This is a genomic window from Paucidesulfovibrio gracilis DSM 16080, assembly GCF_900167125.1.
Taxonomy (GTDB): Bacteria; Desulfobacterota; Desulfovibrionia; order Desulfovibrionales; family Desulfovibrionaceae; genus Paucidesulfovibrio; species Paucidesulfovibrio gracilis.
Map to the genome: position 1 here is coordinate 51151 of NZ_FUYC01000008.1, position 18103 is coordinate 69253.

The 18103-nt window shown below is 62.0% G+C and carries 22 protein-coding genes; 9 read left to right on the forward strand and 13 right to left on the reverse strand.

Annotated features, from left to right (window positions below; translation table 11 throughout):
* Positions 1-14 precede the first annotated feature (14 nt).
* Together B5D49_RS09405 and B5D49_RS09410 are read left to right on the forward strand one after the other, a co-directional pair.
* The gene (locus B5D49_RS09405) at positions 15-1472 is read left to right on the forward strand and encodes a hypothetical protein (RefSeq protein ID WP_078717441.1); all 1458 of its coding nucleotides are present in this window, start codon (positions 15-17) and stop codon (positions 1470-1472) included.
* Between the two features lie 2 nt (positions 1473-1474).
* Positions 1475-1918, forward strand: a complete 444-nt coding sequence (locus B5D49_RS09410) for a hypothetical protein (RefSeq protein ID WP_159447192.1) — start codon at positions 1475-1477, stop codon at positions 1916-1918.
* On the opposite strand, the gene B5D49_RS09415 is transcribed toward B5D49_RS09410, so the two are convergent.
* Both B5D49_RS09415 and B5D49_RS09420 read right to left on the reverse strand, forming a co-directional pair.
* Positions 1858-2916 carry a TRAP transporter substrate-binding protein gene (locus tag B5D49_RS09415; RefSeq protein WP_078717443.1) on the reverse strand — a complete coding sequence of 353 codons (1059 nt, stop codon included), beginning with the start codon at positions 2914-2916 and terminating at the stop codon, positions 1858-1860. The two genes, B5D49_RS09410 and B5D49_RS09415, sit on opposite strands and share 61 nt — an antisense overlap.
* Positions 2917-2964: 48 nt before the next feature.
* The gene (locus B5D49_RS09420) at positions 2965-3345 is read right to left on the reverse strand and encodes a hypothetical protein (protein WP_144019367.1); all 381 of its coding nucleotides are present in this window, start codon (positions 3343-3345) and stop codon (positions 2965-2967) included.
* 149 nt (positions 3346-3494) lie between these two features.
* On the opposite strand from B5D49_RS09420, the gene B5D49_RS09425 reads away from it, so the two are divergent.
* The 3 genes from B5D49_RS09425 to B5D49_RS09435 are packed head-to-tail and all read left to right on the forward strand — an operon-like array spanning position 3495 to position 6857.
* Positions 3495-4268, forward strand: a complete 774-nt coding sequence (locus B5D49_RS09425; RefSeq protein WP_078717445.1) for a hypothetical protein — start codon at positions 3495-3497, stop codon at positions 4266-4268.
* Positions 4235-6460, forward strand: a complete 2226-nt coding sequence (locus tag B5D49_RS09430; RefSeq protein ID WP_078717446.1) for a HEAT repeat domain-containing protein — start codon at positions 4235-4237, stop codon at positions 6458-6460. Before B5D49_RS09425 ends, B5D49_RS09430 begins: the two co-directional genes overlap by 34 nt.
* A gap of 22 nt (positions 6461-6482) precedes the next feature.
* Complete coding sequence (locus B5D49_RS09435) at positions 6483-6857, forward strand: hypothetical protein (protein WP_078717447.1); 375 nt, start codon at positions 6483-6485, stop codon at positions 6855-6857.
* Between the two features lie 3 nt (positions 6858-6860).
* Here B5D49_RS09435 and B5D49_RS09440 read toward each other — a convergent pair whose 3' ends face one another.
* Positions 6861-7571: a hypothetical protein gene (locus tag B5D49_RS09440; RefSeq protein WP_078717448.1), complete on the reverse strand. Its 711-nt coding sequence runs from the start codon at positions 7569-7571 to the stop codon at positions 6861-6863.
* Positions 7572-7861: 290 nt separating this feature from the next.
* Here B5D49_RS09440 and B5D49_RS09445 point away from each other — a divergent pair, with 290 nt between their 5' ends.
* The gene (locus tag B5D49_RS09445; RefSeq protein WP_078717449.1) at positions 7862-8419 is read left to right on the forward strand and encodes a hypothetical protein; all 558 of its coding nucleotides are present in this window, start codon (positions 7862-7864) and stop codon (positions 8417-8419) included.
* An 87-nt stretch (positions 8420-8506) separates the two neighbouring features.
* On the opposite strand, the gene B5D49_RS09450 is transcribed toward B5D49_RS09445, so the two are convergent.
* The 4 genes from B5D49_RS09450 to B5D49_RS09465 form a co-directional block, all read right to left on the reverse strand.
* Positions 8507-9352, reverse strand: coding sequence for a substrate-binding periplasmic protein (locus B5D49_RS09450; RefSeq protein ID WP_159447193.1), 846 nt, complete (start codon positions 9350-9352; stop codon positions 8507-8509).
* 231 nt (positions 9353-9583) lie between these two features.
* Complete coding sequence (locus B5D49_RS09455) at positions 9584-9985, reverse strand: DUF6941 family protein (RefSeq protein WP_078717451.1); 402 nt, start codon at positions 9983-9985, stop codon at positions 9584-9586.
* A 19-nt stretch (positions 9986-10004) separates the two neighbouring features.
* A complete protein-coding gene (locus B5D49_RS09460; RefSeq protein WP_078717452.1) occupies positions 10005-10802 on the reverse strand; it encodes a 2-amino-3,7-dideoxy-D-threo-hept-6-ulosonate synthase in 798 nt (265 codons plus the stop codon).
* Positions 10803-10888: 86 nt separating this feature from the next.
* Positions 10889-11638: a S24 family peptidase gene (locus tag B5D49_RS09465; protein ID WP_078717453.1), complete on the reverse strand. Its 750-nt coding sequence runs from the start codon at positions 11636-11638 to the stop codon at positions 10889-10891.
* 230 nt (positions 11639-11868) lie between these two features.
* On the opposite strand from B5D49_RS09465, the gene B5D49_RS09470 reads away from it, so the two are divergent.
* Both B5D49_RS09470 and B5D49_RS09475 read left to right on the forward strand, forming a co-directional pair.
* Positions 11869-12285 carry a DUF5675 family protein gene (locus tag B5D49_RS09470; RefSeq protein ID WP_078717454.1) on the forward strand — a complete coding sequence of 139 codons (417 nt, stop codon included), beginning with the start codon at positions 11869-11871 and terminating at the stop codon, positions 12283-12285.
* A complete protein-coding gene (locus tag B5D49_RS09475; protein WP_078717455.1) occupies positions 12282-12509 on the forward strand; it encodes a hypothetical protein in 228 nt (75 codons plus the stop codon). Before B5D49_RS09470 ends, B5D49_RS09475 begins: the two co-directional genes overlap by 4 nt.
* Positions 12510-12567: 58 nt before the next feature.
* Here B5D49_RS09475 and B5D49_RS09480 read toward each other — a convergent pair whose 3' ends face one another.
* Both B5D49_RS09480 and B5D49_RS09485 read right to left on the reverse strand, forming a co-directional pair.
* Positions 12568-13653 (reverse strand): protein-glutamate methylesterase/protein-glutamine glutaminase, encoded by a 1086-nt coding sequence (locus tag B5D49_RS09480; RefSeq protein ID WP_078717456.1) that lies wholly within the window; start codon positions 13651-13653, stop codon positions 12568-12570.
* Between the two features lie 83 nt (positions 13654-13736).
* Positions 13737-14087: a carboxypeptidase regulatory-like domain-containing protein gene (locus B5D49_RS09485; protein WP_078717457.1), complete on the reverse strand. Its 351-nt coding sequence runs from the start codon at positions 14085-14087 to the stop codon at positions 13737-13739.
* 143 nt (positions 14088-14230) lie between these two features.
* Here B5D49_RS09485 and B5D49_RS09490 point away from each other — a divergent pair, with 143 nt between their 5' ends.
* Positions 14231-14824 (forward strand): hypothetical protein, encoded by a 594-nt coding sequence (locus B5D49_RS09490; RefSeq protein ID WP_078717458.1) that lies wholly within the window; start codon positions 14231-14233, stop codon positions 14822-14824.
* 55 nt (positions 14825-14879) lie between these two features.
* Here B5D49_RS09490 and B5D49_RS09495 read toward each other — a convergent pair whose 3' ends face one another.
* The 4 genes from B5D49_RS09495 to B5D49_RS09515 form a co-directional block, all read right to left on the reverse strand.
* Positions 14880-15734: a hypothetical protein gene (locus tag B5D49_RS09495; RefSeq protein WP_078717459.1), complete on the reverse strand. Its 855-nt coding sequence runs from the start codon at positions 15732-15734 to the stop codon at positions 14880-14882.
* A gap of 79 nt (positions 15735-15813) precedes the next feature.
* Complete coding sequence (locus B5D49_RS09500; protein WP_159447194.1) at positions 15814-16536, reverse strand: substrate-binding periplasmic protein; 723 nt, start codon at positions 16534-16536, stop codon at positions 15814-15816.
* A gap of 474 nt (positions 16537-17010) precedes the next feature.
* Positions 17011-17463 (reverse strand): hypothetical protein, encoded by a 453-nt coding sequence (locus B5D49_RS09510; protein ID WP_144019370.1) that lies wholly within the window; start codon positions 17461-17463, stop codon positions 17011-17013.
* 107 nt (positions 17464-17570) lie between these two features.
* On the reverse strand, positions 17571-18026 hold the full coding sequence (locus B5D49_RS09515) for a hypothetical protein (protein WP_144019373.1): 456 nt from the start codon (positions 18024-18026) through the stop codon (positions 17571-17573).
* Positions 18027-18103: the final 77 nt, after the last annotated feature.

An 18103-nucleotide genomic window follows, 5' to 3' on the forward strand; every position in this document is an offset into this window, starting at 1 on the left:
GGTATGCTCCGGCCATGACAAACAACGAACACCCCATTCAACGGATAACCTACGCGGCCCCGCCCACACTGACCCGTTTTCACGCATCGGACGCCTTTTACCGAGGCGTCATGGGACCGGTGGGGTCGGGCAAGTCCACGGCCATGTGCATGGAGCTGATGCGGCGCGCCCAGGCCCAGCAACCCGGACCGGACGGCATGCGCCGTTCCCGCTTCGCCATTGTGCGCAACACCTACCGGGAGCTGGCAGACACCACGCTCAAGACCTGGCTGGACTGGTTTCCCGAAGACCTCTTCGGCCAGTACAACCAGACCGGCATGACCCACACCGTACGTTTCGGGGACGTGCATGCGGAATTCATGTTCCGCTCACTGGACCGGCCCGGGGACGTAAAAAAGCTGCTTTCCCTGGAGCTGACCGGCGCCTGGTTCAATGAATGCCGGGAAATGCCCAAAGCCATCGTGGACGCCATGGGCGACCGGGTGGAGCGCTTTCCGCCCCGGCGCATGGGCGGCTGTTCCTGGGCGGGCGTGATCATGGACACCAACCCCCCGGACACGGACCATTGGTGGTATCGCCTCGCCGAGGAGGACCGCCCCCGGGGATGGGCGTTCTTCCGGCAACCGGGCGGCCTGCTTGAAAAAGGGGAGGAAAACGGACGCCCACGTTTTGCGCCCAATCCCAATGCCGAAAACCTGACCAACCTGCCGGAGCAGTATTATCTGCGGCGCATGGCCGGAAAGCCAGCGGATCACATCCGCGTCTATTACTGCGCCAAATACGGCAGCGTACAGGACGGCAAGCCCGTGTTTCCGGAATTTCACGCCACTGTGCATGTTGCTTCCACGCCCTTGCGCGCCCGGCCCGAATCGCCGCTGTTCGTGGGCCTGGATTTCGGGCTGACCCCGGCGGCCGTGTTTGGTCAGCGGGAGATCAACGGGCGCTGGCTCTGGCTCGGGGAACTTGTGGCCGAGGACATGGGCATGACCCGTTTTGCCCGGGAATTGCGCCGAACCCTCAACGAACGCTGGCCGGGAATGGAGGTGGTTCTGTACGGCGACCCTGCGGGAACCCAACGCTCCCAGGTGGACGAGCGCACACCGTTCGACATCCTTCGCGCCGGAGGCATTGATGCCAGGCCCGCTCCCAGCAATGATCCCCTGCTGCGGCGCGAAGCCGTGGCCCTGCCCCTCACGCGCATGGTGGACGGCGGTCCGGGACTGCTGACCTCGCCGGAATGCCGCACGCTCATCAAAGGCATGTGCGGCGCATATCGCTACCGGCGCGTGGAGATCAGCGGGGAGGAACGGTACAAGGATGAACCGGACAAAAATCGCTATTCCCACGTCTGCGATGCGGCCCAATACCTGATGATCGGGGCGGGAGAAGGTCGCGCCGTGCTTGGACGCGATGCCGGACCGCGCCCGGCCCGGGCGGAAAACCACTATAATCCGTTTCGTAGAAGCGTATGAGCATGCAGGGATTGCTTTGTGCGCCGCCCTGCCATGCCCATTTCCCGGCCGGGGAGTACGCCTTTTTGCGCCTGTTTGACGCGCATGGCACCTATGCCCTGGCTGCCGTGGCAGAACGGACCGTGTGCGCAGAACTCCACCTGGAGGTGGTCCGGCCCGGACCACGGGCCATGCGCGGCATGGTCGCGGATCTGGAGCTGTTTCGCCAGCGCATGGCAAAAAAGGGGATCATGAGAATCGTCGGGTTACGGCAGATTTCCGATTTGAACGCGGCTTCCGATGCACAAGCCCAGGATCGCTGGTTCCGGTTCACCCGCGCATTCGGCTTTACCGAACAAAGCCTGGTGCAGACCGCCTTTTTGGATACGGACGCCAGGCCGAAGCGTCACATCTCCGGCCCGGAAAACAGGGACCAGGTCTCGCAATGCCGCCACACCCGGGAATAATCCTCGCTGATACTGCGGCAGAGCGGGCAGGTGGCCGCCAGTTCGTTCACCACCTCCTGGCTGATCATCCACATGCGGTTCAGGAAGCTGTCCGGCAAGACCTGGACCCAGACCTCGGGCAACTGACGCAGGGAGCTGAGCGAAAGCGCGTTCAGGGTATCGAACCGGGCCTGCATCCAAAGATCGGTTTCCGCGGCGGCAGCGCGCAGGGCCGCCTGTTGCGACACGGTGAGCTTGTCCATGGCCGTCCGATTGACCAACGTCTCCAACCGGCCGGACGGTTCCTGCCATCCCGGACCATAATACCAGACCGGGGATTGGGCCAGCCCGAGCTGCATGTCATGATGCGGACCGATCCAGTTCACGCCGTCCAGAGCGCCGGAAGCAAAGGCTTCGCTCAATTCCTGAGCAGGCATCAGGGAGACATCCGCCCCCACGCGCTGGAGCACGCGGCCCGCCAGACCCGGGAACCGCAGTTTGCGGCCCTTGAGATCCTCCACCGTTTCCAATGGCTTGCGGAACCAGCCGAACATCTGCCCGCCCGTATCCCCCATGGGCAAAGGAATCACGCCGTAAGGCTCATACGCTTTTTCCCAGAGGCGCAGCCCCTGGCCGTCGTACAACCAGGAATTGAGGCAATTTTTGTCCATGCCGAACGGCACCGAGGAAAACCACTGGGCAGCGGGAATCTCTTCCGCCCAATAATACGCGGTGGAATGCCCCATCTCGGCCCGCCCCTCGGCAACGGCCTGAAAGACCTCCAACGGTCCGGCCAGGTCACCGGCGGGAAGCGGGGTGATCTGCAAGGTGTTATCCGTCAGCTGGGCCACGCGGCGGCAAAACCGCGACAACCCCGGCCAGAACACATCCATGTCCCGGTTCCAGGCCGTGACCATGCGCCACTCCAGGCGCTGTCCGGCCCGGGCCGGAACCGCCATTGATCCGGCCGCGCCCACGGCGGCCATTCCCAATGTTTTGAGCAAATCCCTTCGGCGCATGTTTCCCCCACCGGTATGATGGACCGCTGTTCCGGTCCGGGTCCGCAATCAACGATTGCGGTAATATTTCACGCTGTCCCCGCCCTGGCCCTTTCCCAGGTTGGGATAGTGCCGCACATAATCCCGCGTGCAGCGCAGATAGCACGCATTGTATCGGTCCTCCTGGGCCAGACGGCGGCGCTGCTGCGCCGCGCTCTCCCCGGCCTGGTACCGTAGGGACGGCTTGGGACAGGCCGCGATGCAGCGTTGTTCCTGCCGCTTCCAGTCCGCCGGTCCCTGGGCATGGGCGGCGTCGGCCCCAGCCCCGGCCAGACCCAAAACCAACAGCACCAAAAGCATTGGTCCCACGGCCCGTGCCGGACCGGTCCCTTGGGCTTGTTCGCGCGTGCTCCAGGCGCATGCGGTCCCGTGGATCGTGCGTTCACACATACTGTAACCATGCCGTCACGGGCCTCGGGAGTCAACAGGGGAACGGGGCTGTGCTTCGTTGGGAAAACTGGTATGCCTCGTGCATCAAAGGGACACATGCAGGGATTCCTTGTGTCCGGACACAGCGCTGACACTCTTCCGGAGGTGGTATGACCCGTTTTTTCGGCGTGTTCGCATTCCTGGCGGCCCTGGTTTTGGGCGGCTTTCTCTTGGTCGGAAATTTGACGTCCGGCATGTCTGAAAATGCAAACGCATTCTTCCAAACCGTGCGGGACGGACAGTACGACACCGCTTACAATTATCTCTCCAAAGGGTTTCGCAATACCGTGACGCCGAGGGAACTTCGCGCGTTTTTGCGGCGCGGCTCCCTGGACCGCTACATGACCTCGGCCTGGACTTCCAGGGAATACGACGGAGACACCGGACTGCTCAAAGGAACCCTCTACGCCCAGGACGGAACCGTCACGCCCCTGGAACTGACCTTTGTCCGTGAAAACGAGGAATGGCGCATTCACTTCATTGATGCCCGTCTGCCCGGACTGGCGCGGCGGGAGATCACCAAGGACATTCCGGACCAGGAAGTGCTGGAACGCATGGCCTCGGACACGGCGGCCCTGTTCGCCGAAGCGGTTCGGCTGAAGGATTTCCATCGCTTTCACGACGAGATCGCCCGCATCTGGGCCTGCCGTGCCACCCCCGAGGAGCTTATGGAGGCTTTTGCCCCGTTCCTGGCCGGGAAATCCGACCTCACGGGGTATGACCAAGTGGCCCCTGTTTTTAGTGAACCCCCGGTCATCAACGCGGAAGACGCGCTCGTGCTCAAGGGATACTTCCCGCATGAACGCGGGCCGCTGCGCTTTCGCATGGAATTCGTGTTCGAGTACCCGGAATGGAAACTCCGGGGCATCGACATGCGCATTTGACCATGCTCCGCATCCTCGTTTGCAGCACGTTTCTCTTTCTCCTCGCCCTTGCCTGGGTTCCGGCCCATGCCGATGGCGACGCGCCCACGGCCGACCTGATCCGCCGCCTGAACGACGAAAACGCGGACGTTGCCCGCAACGCATTTGACGAACTGGTGCGCCGCGGAACCGAAGCCGTACCCGAGCTGATCAAAACCCTGCGCGGCACCAACCGGTCCCTGCGCGGCGCCGCCACCCGCGTACTGGCGCGCATCGGCGCTCCCGCCGTACCCGAGCTGGCCCGGACCTTGGAGGATCAGGCCCGGTCCGCCCGCATTCAGGCGGGCATTGCCTTGGGCCTCATGGGCAGCACAGCCTCGGACGCGGTGCGCCCCCTTTCCCGCGCCCTGCACGACCATGTGGAAGACGTTCGCGGCAATGCCGCGGCTGCGCTGGCGGAAATCGGCGCGGACTCCGAACCGGCGGTTGCGGACCTGCAACGGATATTGGCTGATCCCAGTCCCTGGGTGCGCCGCAATGCGGCCCTGGCTCTTGGACGCATCGGCCCGGGAGCACGCCCTGCCATGGCAGCCCTGCTGGAAACCGCCACGCAGGATCGCAGTTCCAAGGTGCGCTCTGAGGCGGTACGCGCTCTGCCCCGCATTGATTCGGAGCATCCCGAGCTGCTGCCCAGCCTGAAAAAAATCACAACCACCGACACCTCCCAGGCTGTGCGGGATGCTGCATCGGAAATCCTGGAAGACTTGCTCTCCAAGGAACAAGAAGATCGGAATGAATCGATAACTGACGATGTAACCTCGGATTCCGCCCTTGCCGACGACCCGGAACGCTCCCAGAGCGGGCAATCCGTGGCCCAACTCGTACGCCGGTTGCAAGGCGAAGAAACGCCGGCGCAGGCCGCGGCCCAGGAACTGAAGCAGCGAGGTGCCGACGCTGTTCCGGCTCTGGCCTGGGCCTTGGACGGCAATGATGCCACCCTGCGCCGAAGAGCCGCCAGCGTACTCGCGGCCCTGGGAGAACAAAGCGCCCCGGCCCGCGCCGCTTTGGGCCGCGCCCTCAGCGATGTGGATGCTCGCGTGCGTGAGCAGGCCGCCCGCGCTCTCGGCGCCATGGGTCAAACAGGTCTGCGCGCCTTGCCCCAGCTCGCCCGCGCCCTTTCCGATGCCGATCCTCTGGTCCGCACGGCCGCAGCGCAATCGTTGGCCGGTTTCGACCACGAACTGCCCGAGGCGGTTCCCGGCCTGACCGACGTGCTTTCCACGGGACCGGATGCGGCCCGGGTGGCGGCCTGCCGGGCCTTGGGCAACACCGGTCCCCGCGCCGCCCAGAGCGTCACCGCCCTTACGGACGCCCTGACCCTGGGTGATCCAAAGGTCCGAGCAGCAGCAGCGCAAGCCCTGGGCAACATTGGTCCCCTCTCTCTTGCGGCCCTGCCCCGCCTGCGCGGACTGGCCCACGATCCAAATTCCAGCGTGCGATCGGCCGCCCTGAACGCCATTCGCTCCATATCGCCGTCCGCCACACTGCCGGCCCAGCCCACGGACCCGGCAATACCGGACACCGGCACACCGCAGCCCCCCCAAGACCCTTCCATGGACGGCTCGGCCCGGGACGATCAACAAACCGACACCCCGTGGCCCACGTCCCTCCAGGATTTGGAGCCGGATCCGCGCTACCCGGATTTTCCTGTCTCCGTCACGGACTCGCCCGAACCGACACCTCCGGCAACGCCTGTTATTCCTGCGCCCCAAAAACCCGACACACCCCAGACGCCGCCAGTTACGGCGCTTCCGGACCTTGCCCAGCCCTCCCCTGCCGCGCCGGACCCTGCGGGCAGCCCCCAGGCGCATCTCTTTGCTCAGGCCAGAAAGCTCTACGCCTCGGGTCGATACGAGGACGCGGCCCAAACCCTGCGCCAAGGCGCGGAAACGGACCACTCCCCTTCGCAGGTACTATTGGGCATGCTTTTTCGTGAAGGGCGCGGCGTGGACAAAGACAATGAGGAAGCTTTACGCTGGTTCCGCCACGCCTCGGCTCTGGGCGACGCCGCTGGCTACTACAACATGGGCTGGATGTATGAACACGGGTTGGGAGTGCCTCGGGATGTGGACGCGGCCCGGCGCTGGTATGAACGCGCCGCCAAGCGCGGCCATCCCGCTGCCGGGGATCGGCTCAAGGCCATGCGCGAGTAACGGACAGGCAAGGAGACGACGCATGAACATCCGGACCGGACCACTTTCCGATCGATCCCGCCCAGGCCGTTTTCTCTCCCGAGCGCAAGGTCTGCTCCCGGGCGCGGCGTTGCTTCTCTTGGTCCTGCTGCTGCATCCAGGCGCGGCCGAGTCCCGCGGATTTCCCAACGCCCGCTGGAAGGCGGAGGAACAGCGCTGCATTGCGGCCTGCCCCTCATTTCCACGCTTTTCCGGCACGGAGACACCGGCCCAGTATCAACGCCGCATTGCCGCGGAAAACGCCTACAACCGTTGCTATGCCCGTTGCATCCGGCAATATCAGGAACGGGTGCTGCTGCCCCGGGAACCTTATGACGACGGGAGCCAGGGCTACCTACGGCGCAATGGCGGCAACTGACGCCTATTTTCCCTGGTTTACCTCTCGGGCCAGGTCGTATTGCAGCACGATCCATTCGCGGTCATCGGCGTCGTGCAACAGGGCCAGGGCGGCCTGTCGCGTGTCGGGCCGGGCCATACCGAGCAAATCCCGCACATCGGCTGCCTTTTTCAAGGCCTGATGCACTCCGGAACGTTCCAAAAACACGTACACCAACTCCCGCCGCTGCATGGCGCGGGTCTCATATTCGGTCATCTGCTTGGAGGCGTACCCCGCATGCGGCGCATTCCGCCACAGGGCCACCAGATCCAGGGTCGGTTCCGAGGACTGCAGGGCCACCAGTTCAAAACGCTCGTCCAACGCCGCAAACGCCCGCACATACACGGACCGCACAAACGGCGTACGCAGGGAAACACTTCGCAATCCCTGCTGGTCAAACGCGAAATCCATGTCCCAGCCATGGTCCAGATAGCGCGCCCCGTTCCGGCACACCGCTTCGGAACCGAGTTGTTCCGCGCAGTCAAAGGCTCCCGGCAACTCCAACACCCGCTCCCGGGGCATGCCCCGGACATAGTTCTCAAACAATATGATTTGGGAATCCGCCCGCCCTGGCAGCGCGGGCCAAAGCAAGCACACGGCCAGCGCACAAAGCAGCACCCGGGCCGCAGCGGATTTCAGGCAGGGACAACCAGCAGACAAGGGGATCCGCTGTAAGGGACACGGAACCAGGGCCATTGGAACCTCCTGGATGTTGAGCCGGGCAATGGGGCATGTGCTCGTGCAAAATCCGTTTTCAACAGTACGGTATAGATAAATACGCGTTCCCGCGGGGCGCGTCCAGTGGTCAACCCCTGCAATGTATTCGACAAGAGCCTGCCCATTCTGGTACCAATGGATCAGGGCGTCCGAGGGTTTGCCGCAGGAAGCGGCCCTGGCCCGAAGCCCGGATCATGGTTTCCATGCCCGAGGTTATGTCCAAAGGCGATCACACGGCCCGGCACCACTGGCCGAGATACGGAGGAACAATGCGCCATTTTATGCTTTGCGCCGCTTTGCTGGCGGCTTTGTCCCTGCTCGCGGGCTGCACCGTGGAACAGGGCGGAACCGAAGATCCCAAAGACTTTTCGCAGGTGGAGGGGTTGGAGCAGCCCAACCTGGATGCCGAAACAGTGCAATCTCCCGACCTCACGGAAGATGCGGCTGCCGTGCTTCCCGAAGCATCCTCCCAAGTGGACACCCTGAAAACCGAGGTGGCCACCCTGACCGAACGGCTGAACACCCTGGAAGCCCGCCTGGAAAAACAGGCCCGCCGCATCGACCAACTCACGGGCCGAACCCAGGAGCCGAAAATGCAGGGCGATGCCGAGGGGCAAACCCCGCTCATCGACCTTGGCGACGACAAAGCCTTTGAGGAACAGGTGGTTCGCGAAGGTCTCGAACAAATCGTAAACATGTCCAGACTGTTGCTGGATAAAATGGAATATGAAATGAATCAGGAGCTGGGCGGCGCCCTTCAGGAGACGCCCGCTGCCGAATCCCCGGACCAGGGGACAATGGATCGGCCTGCTGAAAACCAACAATAACTGTGTTCGTGCGTGGACCAGGGACCGTTTTCCAGCGGTTCTGGTCCGCGCACGGCCTGTCCCGCCAGTCTTTCGCCTTTTCCCGCCTTACCGGGCCAGGTGGTTCACCGCTTCCGTGGCCTCTCGCATATAGGCCTCCACAATGGCATCAATCTCTCCGGTTTCGCGAAGCCGCCGCAACTCGGTGTTGAACCGCGCCACAAAATCCCGGGCCTCGGCTCGACGGGCAGAAAACCCGATGTGTCCGGCATAACGGGCCACTTCGGAAATTTCACGCACGCCCTTGATGCGGGCGCTTCCTTCCTGTGTTGCAATCTCGTGGAGCGTCCAGATAATGGAACGACGGTCGTTGATGTAACAATCCACACGCCCCAGCAGCATGCGTTCAATATTGCGCCGGGTTCCGGGTACGGGATCCACGCTGACGCGACCCTGTTGCACGGCCCGCTGGAACGGCCGGGCCACCACGTGAAAACCGGTATTCAGGCCGAAGGTGACGCCGTCATAATCCTTTGGGAACGCGGCTCCCGGCTCCATGCCAGCGTCATCGCGACACCAGGCGACCGTGATCTCCTCCAGAATCGGATCGGAATAGGGAGCCAGATAGGGCCGCTCCTCATACCCCAGATAGGGCGGGACAACCCCTAAAGCCCGGCCCTGCTCCACCATGCGCAGGGCGCGTTTCCAGGGATAGAGGCGTACCTCCACGTCATATTCGGGCATGGCCGCGAACACGCGCTCCAATATCCGGTGGTATATTCCCTGGTTGCTTCCATTCTCCAGGTACGAGTACGGCGGGTAGTCATCATCACCGACAATGAGAACAGACTGCTTCGCCTGGACCACGGAACACAACAGCATCCAGGACAATATCCCGGTCGCCGCGGCAAGCCGCATGGAAAAACGGGCGGCAACGCCCTGTCGCGTGCTCATGCGCTGATCCCCCTTCCCCTTGTGGTACCACAAAAGAATGTTCGTCTGAAGTCCGTAATCGTTCCATGTTGCTGCTTTGCCGTGGCTGCGGACCATTCAACCACATTTTCTTGTGTATGCGAAAAAAAAGCCCGCAGCGTTCCTCCACATGGAAAGAAAACCCTGCGAGCCGTTTCCCCCGCTTCGGGCGGAGAAAGTCGGTCAGGCCAATGGCCGCCTTTGGTCCATTTCTCAGGACTGTTCCTGGGGCAACACGTAGAGGGGCAACCCCTTGACCAGGCGTTGTTCCCCATCCTGCGTCACGGAAAGATTGATGGTATGCCGCCCTTCCTGGGACACGTTCAACCCCGGAAGCTGGAAATTGACCTTGTGCAGAGTGGCTCCTGTGGGTTGCACCTGATTGCTGCCCAGGTCGGTTTCTGTGCCGTCCGGCGCCACCAGGCTCAGTCCGATGGTGAACCCGCTGCTGTTCGGGCCGGTCTCCCAAAGGGTGACGATAAAGCAGGACGGCACTGTGGCGGGCAGGCTGGGAACGGTGCCGTGTTCAAAAGCTCGGATAAAGGACGCGGAACCGGATTCGCGGTCCACAATCACATCCCGGCAAAGCAACGCGTATACGAGTTCGGGAAACATGGCTCTCCTTGGTTTCCGGTCAGTTTTCCAGAAGGCGCATGGCTTCGTCAACCGAACCGTTCTCATGCACGATGTGGTGCAGCGCACGTACCAGTCCGGTGGGGTCGTCATGCTGGAACACATTGCGTCCCACGGAAAGGCCGGCTCCTCCGGCCATCAGGGAATTCTTGACCATTTCCAGAAGATCCTGCGTGGAATCCAGCTTTTCCCCGCCGGCAATGACCACCGGTACGCAGCAGCTCTCCGTCACATGGGCAAACGATTCCACGGAACCCGTATAATTGACCTTGACGATGTCCGCGCCCAGTTCCATGCCCACACGGGCGCAATGGGCCACAACCTCAGGCTCGTACTCGTTGCGGATCTTGGGTCCGCGGGCATAGACCATGGCCAGCAGAGGGATGCCCCAATAGTCGGCGCGTTCTGCGGTGCTTCCCAGGTGTTCCAACATCACGGACTCGTTCTCGTCCCCGATGTTCACATGCACGCTCACGCCGTCCGCGCCCATGCGCAGCGCTTCTTCCACGGTGGTGACCAAGGCCTTGCGGTTGGGAAAGGGAGAAAGACTGGTGCTGGCGGAAAGATGTACGATCAGTCCGAAGTCCCGTCCCTCGGACCGATGCCCGCAGGCCACGCATCCCTTATGGACCAGCCCGGCGTTGGCTCCGCCGTTGACCAACCGGGTGACCATTTCCCGGATGTCTTCCAGTCCCTGAATCGGTCCCACGGTCACGCCGTGGTCCATAGGCACCACGATGGTGCGGCGGGTGTTGCGGTTGAAGATCCGATCCAGCCTGAGGGCTTTTCCGGTGTTCATGGCGGCGCTCCTTTTCGGGTAATAATGACCAGGTGGTCACCCGGAAGTGATACCGCAAAACAACGCGGTGCGCCAGGGGCGGAAGGTTACTTTCTCGTCATATCGCTCCAGGCCCAGACCACCTTGCCCACAATGGCGCGGGTGATGTCGTCGTCGTAATCGCGGGCCAGGCGATAGACCATGGGCGGAAAATCCCGGCTGTTGTCGGAATAAAAGATCAATTCGATGTCCTCGGAGGTTTTGTGGGTGGACACGCGCTTGACCATGGCTCCGGCGTCGTCGCCGCCCGGCTCGGTGACCAGCATGATCTTCCCCGCGGGAACGGGATCCCGTTCATTGCGGTCCACAAGCACGATGTCGCCGGGGTGCAGGGTGGGAATCATGGAGAGTTCATTTTTGCCGATCTGCACGGCCACCATGTTGGACCGAAAGCGCACGGCCTCGTGATGCCGCCAGACCAGCACCCAGCCGTCGATCTTATCTTCGGGGATCAGGCCCGGTCCCGCGGCCACGGGCGAGGCAGCCAGAGGGACGGCGATGTAATCCTCGGAATCCGGCGGCGGAGCTTCCCGGCCCACCTGGGAGCGCTCCGGAACCACGAAACAGACTTCCCGCGTCGCATCGTCCGGGTCATCGGGAAACGCCAGCCGCGCCCCCAGCCGGTCCAAAATGCGCCCCAGGGAGTCCACGGTCAGCCCCCGCTCTCCGGAAAGAAACCGGTTCAATTGGGACGGATCCACCTCCAGAGCATCGGCCATACGCTTCTTGTTGGGAAACGGCTTGCCCTTGCCCACCAGTTCCTTCAATCGATTTCGCAGCTCATCGGTGAACGCCATGCCCCCTCCGGATTGGATTTCCGCTCATTTTGCATAATGGAGCATACCCGCGGGCTTGGCTCTTTGTCTAATGCTTTCTGACAAAATTATTTGACACTACGTTTGTCAAATCGCTATAACGTATCCCGGGGCCGAGAACGGCGCGCTCCTGTCCCGGAGCACGCCAACCGTCACAGGTTCTGCCGATATCTATCGGATTTTTTGTTAAAAAGAGCAACAAAGGAGGATACATGCATTCTCAGGTGGAAATCGTTCGCCTGGAGGACTCCACCAACGGCACCTTGGGCGCGCTCCGCGTGCGGGGGCTGGTGCTGTGCTGCACGTTGGAGCCGCCATCTTTGGACAATCGGCAATTTGTTTCCAGCATACCCGCGGGAGAATACCATTGCCAACGGACACACTCCCAGCGCTTCGGCAACACCTTCGAGGTTCGCAACGTTCCGGGACGGAGCCGGATTTTGTTTCACCCCGGCAATACCGTGGAAGACACCAGCGGATGCGTGCTGCTCGGGCGGCATTTCGGTTCCCTGCAAGGGCGGCGGGCCGTGCTGCGCTCCCGGGATGCCTGCCGGGATTTTCTTCATCAATTCCAAGGATGCGAATCCTTTTGGCTGCACATCCATCCCGTGACGGAGTGCCGCGCATGAACGACCGGATCTGCATCAAGGGGGCCAAGGCCATTTGCATGGCCGTGGGGGAGAACCCCAAGGAAATCGTGCGGCTGGTACGCGAGCAGGGACTGCCCGCCTGGAAGCGCGAAAACCGCGGCACGTGGCGCGCCCTGCCCGAGGATCTGCTCATGTGGATGCGCCTCCAGCGCAACCGGCATCTGGATGTGGCGGGCACGTGCGGACGAAAATTTGATATGTGACAAAAAAACGGGACGAAAGCATTCGTCCCGTTTTTTGTTTCCCCTGCCTACGGAAGCGTCAGTCCCAGCCCGACAAGGCCCGGCGCACCATTTCCGATGAAATGGACCCCAACGGCAGCACCTCCCGAACCCCACCCAGGCGAATGGCTTCCTTGGGCATGCCAAAAACCACGGAGGTGGCTTCATCCTGAGCAATGGTCCAGCCGCCCGCTTCGAACAGCTCTTTCATGCCCTTGGCGCCGTCGTCGCCCATGCCCGTCATAATGGCGCCCACCGCGTTCTTGCCCGCATACTGGGCCGCGGAACGGAACAACACGTCCACGGAGGGACGGTGCCGGGAGACCAACGGACCATCCTTGACCTGCACATAGTACCGCGCGCCCGCCCGTTTGAGCAGCATGTGCTTGTTGCCCGGAGCAATGAGCGCCTGGCCGCGCAGCATGGTGTCGTTGTCTTGGGCTTCCTTGACCGTAATGCGACAAATCTGGTTCAGCCGCTCGGAGAAACGGGCGGTAAAGCCTTCCGGCATATGCTGCACAATGGCCACGGCCGGGCAGCCCAGGGGCAAGGATTGCAAAAATTGGGACAGCGCCTCGGTGCCGCCCGTGGACGCGCCCACCACAAGCATCTTCTCCGTGGTGGAGATGGTGTAGCCCTTGCCCTTGGCAATGACCACGTCCGCATCCAGCTTGGGCCGGACCTTGGCCTCCGCGGCAGTGAAGATTTCCTTTTTCCGAGGTTGGACGCGGGCAGCGGCCTTGACCGCATCGCAGAGCCGGATGCGCGATTCCTCGAGGAATTTCTTGGTCCCCACCTTGGGTTTGGTTACGATTTCCACGGCGCCGTATTCCAACGCCTTGAGCGCGTTGTCACTGCCGGATTCGGCCATGGAAGAACAAATGATCACGGGGATGGGATGCTGGGACATGATCTTGCGCAGAAAGGTCAGCCCGTCCATGCGCGGCATCTCGATATCCAGGGTGATCACATCCGGGATCGACCGGCGCAGTTTGTCCGCAGCGACATACGGATCCGCGGCCGTGGCCATGACCTGAATCTGGGGATCGGATTCCAGAATATCGGTCATGGTCTGACGCACCAGCGCCTGATCATCCACAACAAGAACTTGTATTTTTCTAGTCATTGATATGCCCTGTCCTGAGGAACAGTTTTGACGATCCAGGCATAATGGAGCAAAAAAAGGAAGTACGCAAGCGGAGTATGCGCTCAACGACGGGGCTTCATGGAAACTATAATATCCGTGGCCGCTTCTTCGATTTTCCGGGTCAGGGTTTTATAGCCCTGCCGGGAAAAACGCAGGCTCACCGTGCCGGACCGGGAGATGCGCAGACGAAACCTGCCGTCCCCCGCCGTGACGGTGGACTCGCCTGTTTCCACGGATTCCACCCGCACGCCGGAAAGCGGACCCGAGGAATCCACCACCAGGCCGGACACCGGTCCCCGCGCCCATGTCGGCGCTGCCAGCGCCAACACCAGCATCAAACTTAAAAGCGTGTGTCGTACCTGCACAATCACCTCGAACGTTGCGGCAATGCCGGACTTGTTCCCATCAACCATGCATACACCAAAAGCACGCGCCAGCCAATCCCGTACCCCGGGAGCGCAAGCCCCGCACAGACCAGCCCGCGGGCATGGTTCACTTTTTCCGATGCTCGCGGTATGTCCCGAAGATCATCAATTCAGCCCATAGGAGTGTCATCGTGAAATCCCTTTTCCCGCATTTTCCGAGCCGGGTCCATGCCGTGGCGCTGCTCCTGCTCCTGGCCCTGGCTGGATGCGCCGGAAGCAGCGTGGTTCCGCTGACCTATCCGGCCAAGCTTTCGGACGTACCCTGGTGCCGCTGGGACATGACCATCGCCGCGTTCGAGGACCAGCGGCCATCCCCGCAGGTGCTCGGCACACGGGACGAAACCAGCGCATATTCGCCCGGATCGGACGTGGGCGACTGGGCCACACGCGCCCTGCTTGAGGAAATGAAAAGCCGGGGTTGTGAATGCGCCTACGCGTCCAGTCTGAAAACCGCGGGCCAAGGCTTTGTGGCCAGCGGACAGATCCTGGAAATACGTTTGGACAAAGTGGGACTGAGCACCTGGAAAACACAGATGAAAATCCGCTACGTGCTCACCAGGGGCGGCGACCAGCTCTACGCTGCCACGCACACCGGGGTCGTGGAACGTCCCATTGTGCTCAAGGACGACGCCCCCTCGCAAATCCTGGCCGAAGGCCTGCAGGACATCACCACCCAGGCTGTGGAAGCCATGATCGCGGCCATGGAAAAAGAGCAGCCTTTCTAGCCTGCCGTCAGACACCACCCCGTGTCCCGCCTGTACAGCGGCGGGACGCGGCGACTCACTCGCAGACCACCCAGCGTCCGTCCTCGGCCCGGAGCATGAAGACCTGGTCCTCCTGCTGCTCCTTGCCGCCGATCACGGGATGCGTGCGCACGTAGGATCCGGTCAACCGGACCTCGGCCATGCCGCCTTCCTGACGCACCAGCTCATAGCGCAGCCCCGTAAAATCGTGCTGCACCTTGCTCCAGTCCACACCCATGGTATCAAATTCCTTTCGGGCGTTTTCCGCCATTTCCACCAATCCGGCACCGCGCATGGCCCGACACATATTGGCTTCCATGGTGTGTGCATCAATGCGGTAGACCGCCTCGCAAAACGCGCGGGTCACTTCCACGGGCGACGGACCCGAAACAGGTGCCTGCCCGGCCACGGACCCGGAACCCTCCAGCCAGGCCCGGTATTCGGCCAGCGGCATATTGGCCCGGCTCTGATCCCCGCACATGCGCCACTGACCGTCAATCCGTTGCACGATGATCACGTCGGGATCCTCGTCCCATTCCGTACCCGTGGGCATAATAATGGCGTATGGACCCGCAATGCGCACACGGGCCAGGTCGCGGTCCTGCTCCACCAGCGTGTAGACCACCTGGGAAAAATCATAGCCGACAGCGTCGTAATCCACACCGGCCCGGCGCAGTTCCTCGATCTGGGAAGCGAAAAAGGTCTTCAGCTCCTCCCGGTCCTGCTCGGTCATGCAGGCATGGTCCGCCATCATGGCGAAATTGAGCGTGTGGCCGCCCTCATAGACCATACGGGCGGCGTACTCGGGAGTGCCGGGTTCCGGCGCGGCCCAAGCCGAGGAAACACAAAGAGGGAAAAGCATAAGAAATAAAAAAAGACATTGTCGCGGCATGACCTTCTCCGGTTGCGGTTACCTGTGCCAAGCTATACGCATGCCGTCGCTTCGGGGTCAACCGACTTCCAACTCCGCCTTAGGGACACTCCGGTCCGCTGTCCATGGCGGCCCGAATCCGCCGGACGCATTCGTTGAACCCGCGCACCACTTCCGGCCGCCGCTGGGCAAAATCCCGGGTAAAACACACGGCCAACGGCATGCTGCGAAACGCCAATTCGCGCACGGACTCACGCAGTCCCCGCTCCTCCAACAACAAGCCCATGGCCTGGTCACTGCCCAAGGCCGCGTCAATGCGTCCGTCCAGCAGCATTTCCAAAAGCAACGCCGGCGATCTTGGCGCCGCACCGATATTGTAGCCATTTTCCCGTAGCCAGTGCAGCATGTTGGCTCCCTGAAACGCCCCCACCGAAGCGGTTGACCGAAATTCCGGGGAGAATGGATCCCATTGGCTGGTCTTGAGCAGATACCAGTTCCACTTTTGCCCGGCCACCACCTCGGAAAACACGCCCTTGTGTTCCCGCTCGGCATTGTGCGATGCCGCGAAAAATCCGTCCACATGCCCATCCCAGGCCATTTTCTGCGCCCGCTTCCACGGCACCACCAGAATCCGGACTGAAATGCCCATACATTCAAAAGCCTGCCGCACCATGCGGACCGCCGTACCATCAAAATAGCCTGCTTCGTCATAACACCCGTACGGACACCGCTCGTGCGTGGTCAGCAGCACTTCCTGGGGCGTTGCGCCTTGCTGGTCCCCGGCAACGACATTCGCGGCAAGGCCCAGAACACACAGCAGCATGACTCCCAACGCCACAAGCCGCCTTATCGCCTTCCGTTGGATCGTCCCTGGCTCACACTCTTCCCGATCCATCATCCCCCGCATGTGCAGCCCCCTCAGCCCTTGTTCCATACCGCGATGCTCTGCCCATGCATGGCGGGATGAAGTTAACAGTGTTCTCAAATTACGCCCATCAGCCCATCAGTGCAAGCCCTTCGGCCGATTGCACGTTCTCCACACCGTATTCGGTCCGATACAAAATGCAGGACCGTGCTTGGGCATGCCCCGAGGTCCATGCGCTGCAGTCCGGCAGCGCGCTCCACGCATGCCGCCAACCGGCGTGGCGCACGCACCGCCTTTTCCGGCGACGCACCATCCTGCGGCACGGCACGCAAAAAGCCCCCACCTCCGGGCCAAAGCCTGAAGGCGGGAGCTTTGCATCAATACGCGCTCAGAAGATGAAAAACCCCTCCGGCCGCGTGTTACCCAACCCTGCTAGGGCTGAATCTCACTGCATACGTACCACTTTCCGTTTTCCTTGCGCATTTCAATGTCCTGGTCCTGCTCCTGGGACTCTTCGGGCAGGCCCGGCACCTTCACACTGAGCACCCCGCCCATGTGAACCGTGGCCGTGTATTCTTCCTGCTTGATCAACTCAAACGTAACCGCGCTCATATCGTACCGCACCTGGCTGAGGTCCACGCCCATGCCCTTGAGGATGTTCATGGTTTCCTCAAAGTCCGCACGCTGTTCCTCAATCTGGCGACGCATATCCTCGCAGGACAAGGCGCTCAGGCCGTCCAGGTCAAAGGCCAGGGAAACTTCCACGGCCTTGCGCGCCACGGCCAGGGGATCGCCGGGCTGCTGCTCTTCACCGTTGCACCCCACCGCAAAGGCCAGGACAGCCAGGGTCAGAGCCAGGCAAACGAGCTTGGACAACTGCTTCATGATTTTTTTCTCCTTGGAATGATCCGAATATCGCTCCCACCCCAGGTAGCGGGAAACCTGCTCGGGGTCAACGCGACCGGGATCTCCCAACCCATTGAATTCACGACTCAGAGCAGGGGACCGCAAACCTTCCAGCGCCCTTGCTCCACCCGGCAGGAAACCACTTCGTCCAGTTGCTCCCGCGTGGGTCCCTGGGTGGGATGGTCGGCCAGGATGATGCCCGTCATGCGCACCCGTGCGTGGTCTGCGTTGCGTTCGACCAATTCATAACGCATGTCGCACAGCTCGATGCCCGCCCCCTGGCTCCGCGTCTGAGCCATGCCCGCACGCAGGGCGGCCAGGGAAATACCGGACTCCACGCAAAGATAATGCTCCATGCCCACGGCGTCGAGCCGGGCAAAGGCGCACATGGCCGATTCCACGGCCTGTTCCGGTGTTCCCGAAGGACCGCATCCCACTCCGACACCGCACCAGAGCAGCAACAGCAACCAAGCCATCCGCAACAGCGCGGCCCGCGCTCCCGGCTTGTGCTCCGGCGGTATTCTTTGCGTTCTTTTGCACATACCAACCATCCGGCATTCAATATGATTCAATTTCTCATATACGATTCAATGCACAAAGGAAAGCAGGTATGCTGCAT